This is a genomic window from Vibrio ruber DSM 16370 (assembly GCF_900163965.1).
GTDB lineage: Bacteria > Pseudomonadota > Gammaproteobacteria > Enterobacterales > Vibrionaceae > Vibrio > Vibrio ruber.
The window spans coordinates 1-4,312 of record NZ_FULE01000081.1; the positions used below are offsets into that span (position 1 = coordinate 1).

The 4,312-nt window shown below is 43.1% G+C and carries 3 protein-coding genes and 2 pseudogenes; 3 read left to right on the forward strand and 2 right to left on the reverse strand.

Annotated elements, in window-relative coordinates; all coding sequences use genetic code 11:
* Positions 1 to 86 (reverse strand): annotated as a pseudogene (locus tag VR7878_RS20195) (IS200/IS605 family transposase); the annotation flags it as partial.
* A 213-nt stretch (positions 87 to 299) separates the two neighbouring features.
* Entirely contained in the window at positions 300 to 764 is a 465-nt protein-coding gene (locus VR7878_RS20200; protein ID WP_077337761.1) for an Lrp/AsnC family transcriptional regulator, read from the reverse strand.
* A gap of 185 nt (positions 765 to 949) precedes the next feature.
* Here VR7878_RS20200 and VR7878_RS20205 point away from each other — a divergent pair, with 185 nt between their 5' ends.
* From VR7878_RS20205 to VR7878_RS20215, 3 genes and pseudogenes are all read left to right on the forward strand, one after another.
* Positions 950 to 1,966, forward strand: a complete 1,017-nt coding sequence (locus VR7878_RS20205; RefSeq protein ID WP_077337762.1) for a 1-aminocyclopropane-1-carboxylate deaminase — start codon at positions 950 to 952, stop codon at positions 1,964 to 1,966.
* A 769-nt stretch (positions 1,967 to 2,735) separates the two neighbouring features.
* Positions 2,736 to 4,037 (forward strand): anaerobic C4-dicarboxylate transporter, encoded by a 1,302-nt coding sequence (locus VR7878_RS20210; protein ID WP_077337763.1) that lies wholly within the window; start codon positions 2,736 to 2,738, stop codon positions 4,035 to 4,037.
* 192 nt (positions 4,038 to 4,229) lie between these two features.
* Positions 4,230 to 4,312 (forward strand): annotated as a pseudogene (locus VR7878_RS20215) (IS200/IS605 family transposase); the annotation flags it as partial.

Here is a 4,312-nt window from a genome sequence, read left to right on the forward strand (position 1 = left end):
AACACTTGCCTTCTATATTTCGGTGCAAAGACTATGTGGTATTTACAGTTCCAGCGCGTGTGCGCTAAGCTCTTTTCGTCCCCCATTGGGACCCCCTTTCAATTCTTAATTAACTCTTGTAGTTGCCAGACCACAAGACGTTTTTATCAAATTGAAAGGGGTTATATAACTGACTTATAGCTGTAAGCTTTACGGAACCCCCAGCCTAGCTGGGGGTTTTCTCTATACAAAAAGAAACGGGGCTGTAATGCCCCGTTTTTTCATGTTTATCTTTCATCATGACTGCAAATCGCGGTGAGTTAGAAGCGTAAGGGCGCATGGTGAATGACTTCTTTCATGACAAAAAAAGTGCGGATCTGCCGCACTCCGGGCAGGGCGATCAACTGATTCGCATGGAGTTGGTTAAAATCGGCCATATCTTGCACCCGAACCCGGAGAAAATAGTCAAATTCCCCTGCAACTAACTGACAGTCAATAATGACAGGCAGGCGAACAATTGCCGTTTCAAATTCGGCAAAGCTTTCCGGTGTTGAGCGATCCAGTACCACGCCGACCGTGACTAAAGTTCCTAAATCAATATGATGCGGATTAATTTCAGCTCTGACTGACTGAATCGTGCCCTGTTTGAATAATCGTTCAACGCGGCGATGACAAGTCGCCGGGCTAATATTGGTTTTTTCCGCCAGTTCAGCGTTACTCGCTCTGCCATCTTGTTGTAACAGGCGTAATAGCTTCAGATCGACACGATCAAGTGATTGGTTCATGGAATAATCTTTCATTTCAATGAGCATATTTTTAATAAAATAGCTATTTATGGTGTTTTTGTAAAATTTATATTAAAAAAATGAAAACAAATCGGAAGCACATTTCATTTCAGATTAAGTAATCTAAGTGCATATCCTTTCAGCAGGAATGATTGGACGGCTTATCTATATAAAGGAAATCTGTGATGAATTTAGAGAAGTTTAAACGTTATCCGCTTAATTTTGGTCCGACCCCGATTGAGAAGCTTAGCCGGTTGAGTGAATTTCTGGGGGGCGAGGTTGAGATTTATGCCAAGCGGGAAGATTGTAACTGTGGGCTCGCTTTTGGCGGTAACAAAATTCGTAAGCTGGAATATATTGTTCCGGATGCGCTTGCCAGTGGCGCAGATACATTAGTCACTATTGGTGGCGTACAGTCGAACCATACTCGTCTGGTCGCAGCGACGGCGGCAAAAATCGGGATGAAATGTCGGCTGGTTCAGGAAAGCTGGGTGCCGTTTCAGGATGCGGTCTATGATCGTGTGGGGAATATCCTGATGAGTCGGGTGATGGGGGCTGAGATTGAGCTTGTCGATGAAGGCTTTGATATCGGGATCCGCGAAAGTTGGGAAAATGCGATCGAAGATGTGAAAGCCAAAGGTGGTGTACCTTATCCGATTCCTGCCGGAGCATCTGAGCATCCATACGGTGGATTGGGGTATGTCCGGTTTGCTGAAGAAGTTCGCGAACAAGAAGCCGAAATGGGCATTCAATTCGATTATATCGTGGTGTGTACGGTGACTGGTTCGACAATGGCCGGGATGGTCGTCGGTTTTGCGGCAGATGGCCGGGCACAAAAAGTGATTGGTATTGATGCTTCAGGGACACCGGAGAAAAACCATGAGCAGGTTTTACGCATTGCACGGCATACGGCTGATTTGGTTGAACTGGGTCAGGAAATCACCGCAGAAGACATCATCATCAAGGATGATTATGCTTATCCGGCTTATGGCGTTCCTTCAGATGAGACCAATGACGCGATTCGAATTGCCGCTCGTACGGAGGGGATGATGACCGATCCGGTCTATGAAGGAAAATCGATGCAGGGGTTAATTGATCTGACGCGCAAAGGGTTCTTCCCGAAAGGTGCTAAGATATTATATGCACACTTGGGCGGTGTCCCTGCAATTAATGCTTATAGTTATATTTATCGTAATGGCTAATTGATTAAAATCAATTTATTCATTTATATCTGGCACAATATTTGTTGTGCCAGATATTATATAATGTGTTGATTATTTTATTCAGATCAATTTTCATTTAATTATTTTTTTGTCAGTAATAACATGCACCAAAAAGGTGATCTAAGTACTGTTATTTTTGCGTTGGTACGGTATGATGAAACCCAAAATCAGGATGGATTTTTAAGCTAATCTTTGTTCAGAAAGGATTCTTATATTTTAGTGGCAAGTCATTATTGAATGATTTCCGACATAATAAACTAAGGGCCCTTGATGATTCATATGAGAGATGTTTTCCATTTTTTATCTGTCCGTCTCCCTCTATCAGGTTTACCTGTCAAGATCCCCACCGTTTATTTTATTGTCACTGAATATGAAACAATAGCGAGTGTTATCAGTAAACTCATTTGTTTTATTTATAGGAAATAATGAAAGTTCAGCCAGTTACTTCAAATTATAAAATGTTTCAAATGTAAATATAGCGTATTTTTTATTTGTGAATCTAGGACGAATATTGATTTCATAAATATATTTTTGTGATGAGGAAGTTATCCATATTTTGATTTCCTGTAACAAAAAGCAAGACGGAATTCGTAAATTAAAGTCTGTATTGAATGGTCGAGATGTAAGGGATTTTAGTTTGTGAGAGGGTGCTTGCAATGGATCTGCTATCAATTGCCCCACTAAGTCATTATTCGATATTGAAATAAAAATTAGTAATTAAAATACAATAACTTAACGAGGTATCATCATGGTAGCAGTAGAGCTGTTTATTGTCCTGCTCTTCATTTTTCTCGGCGCCAGAATTGGCGGTATCGGCATTGGATTTGCCGGCGGGGCGGGGGTCATCATTCTGACAATGGGATTAGGTATGCACGCTGGTACCATCCCGGTCGATGTTATTTTAATCATTATGTCCGTGATCACGGCTATTGCAGCAATGCAAGTTGCCGGTGGGATGGACTGGCTGGTTGACTTGGCAGAACAGTTTTTAAGAAAAAACCCGAAACAAATTACCTTTTATGCACCTATCGTCACTTTTCTGATGACACTTTTGGCGGGCACTGGTCATACGGCATTTTCAACTTTGCCGGTAATTGCTGAAGTTGCGAAAGAGCAAAAAGTCAGACCGTCACGTCCACTCTCTATTGCGGTGGTTGCTTCTCAAATTGCCATTACGGCATCACCGATTTCTGCTGCGGTGGTATTTTTCTCCGGGATTCTTGAACCATTAGGCGTCGGTTATCTGATGCTGCTGGCTGTTTGTATTCCAACCACGTTTGCGGCTTGTATGGTCGGTGCTTTTGTGGCGAATTTCTTAGGTAAAGATCTCGAAGATGATCCGATTTATCAAGATCGTCTGGCAAAAGGTCTGATTAAAGTTCGTGGGGCGACCAACCGTGAGATTCTACCGTCTGCGAAGACCTCTGTTTATATCTTCGTCATTGCGATTGTCGCTGTGGTTGCTTATGCAACGATGATTAGTAAAACGGTCGGACTGATTACTGACCCTGCAATCGGCCGCAACCAAGCGATTATGGCGATTATGCTGATGGCAGCAACAGCAATCATTTTGTTTACCAAAGTGGATGCTTCAAAAATCAGCTCGGTTTCAACATTTAAATCCGGGATGAGTGCCTGTGTCTGTGTACTTGGGGTGGCTTGGTTAGGTGATACCTTCGTTTCCGGTCATATCAACGAGATTAAAGAATTATCTGCACATATTCTTGAACAATATCCGTGGATGCTGGCAATTACGCTGTTCTTTGCGTCAATGCTTCTTTACTCTCAAGGTGCGACGACGACGGCATTAATGCCGGCTGCATTGGCTATCGGGGTTGCTCCGTTAACTGCGGTCGCTTCTTTTGCTGCGGTCAGTGCACTCTTTGTGCTGCCAACCTATCCGACATTATTGGCGGCAGTGGAGATGGATGATACCGGGTCAACTCGAATCGGTAGCTACGTCTTTAACCATCCTTTCTTCATTCCGGGAGTTGTAACCATTGCTTCAGCAGTGACATTCGGATTTATCTTCGGTGGGATGATTCTGTAACAGACTTGTTGTTTGAGCTGAAGAGGGGGAGCGTGAAGCTCCCCTTTTTTGTATAGAGAAAACCCCCAGCTAGGCTGGGGGTTCCGTAAAGCTTACAGCTATAAGTCAGTTATATAACCCCTTTCAATTTGATAAAAACGTCTTGTGGTCTGGCAACTACAAGAGTTAATTAAGAATTGAAAGGGGGTCCCAATGGGGGACGAAAAGAGCTTAGCGCACACGCGCTGGAACTGTAAATACCACATAGTCTTTGCACCGAAATATAGAAGGCAAGT